The sequence below is a fragment of the Nostoc sp. UCD121 genome (assembly GCF_014222285.1).
Taxonomy (GTDB): domain Bacteria; phylum Cyanobacteriota; class Cyanobacteriia; order Cyanobacteriales; family Nostocaceae; genus Nostoc.
Map to the genome: position 1 here is coordinate 1 of NZ_JACKZS010000502.1, position 842 is coordinate 842.

Consider the following 842-nt stretch of genomic DNA (forward strand, 5'->3'; position numbering starts at 1 on the left):
TTCCTAGCACTAGGCGGTTGGCTGACCGGCACCACCTTCGTCACCTCTTGGTATACCCACGGATTAGCCTCCTCCTACCTAGAAGGTGCTAACTTCCTAACAGTGGCAGTATCCACCCCCGCCGACAGCATGGGACATTCCCTATTGCTGTTATGGGGTCCAGAAGCCCAAGGCGACCTCACCCGTTGGTTTCAACTGGGTGGCTTGTGGCCATTTGTTGCCCTACACGGAGCCTTTGGTTTGATTGGCTTCATGTTGCGGCAATTTGAAATTGCGCGTCTAGTAGGTATCCGTCCTTATAACGCCCTCGCCTTCTCTGCTCCCATTGCAGTATTCGTCAGTGTATTCCTGATGTACCCCTTGGGACAATCAAGCTGGTTCTTTGCACCGAGCTTTGGCGTAGCGGCAATTTTCCGGTTCCTGCTATTCCTGCAAGGGTTCCACAACTGGACACTCAACCCCTTCCACATGATGGGTGTTGCTGGTGTATTGGGCGGTGCATTATTGTGTGCCATTCACGGTGCGACAGTAGAAAACACCTTGTTTGAAGACGGTGATGGTGCTAACACCTTCCGCGCCTTCAATCCAACCCAGTCTGAAGAAACCTATTCAATGGTGACAGCAAACCGTTTCTGGTCACAGATTTTCGGGATTGCTTTCTCAAACAAACGCTGGTTGCACTTCTTCATGTTGTTCGTGCCAGTCACAGGTTTGTGGATGAGTGCCGTCGGCATAGTCGGTTTAGCACTCAACCTGCGAGCTTATGATTTCGTCTCCCAAGAATTACGGGCGGCGGAAGACCCTGAGTTTGAAACCTTCTATACCAAAAACATTTTGCTGAA

At 50.8% G+C, this 842-nt stretch carries 1 protein-coding gene; it reads left to right on the forward strand.

The window, feature by feature from the left end; all coding sequences use genetic code 11:
* On the forward strand, positions 1-842 hold an 842-nt coding region (gene psbD, locus GNF10_RS37185; protein ID WP_185593584.1), incomplete at both ends, for a photosystem II D2 protein (photosystem q(a) protein).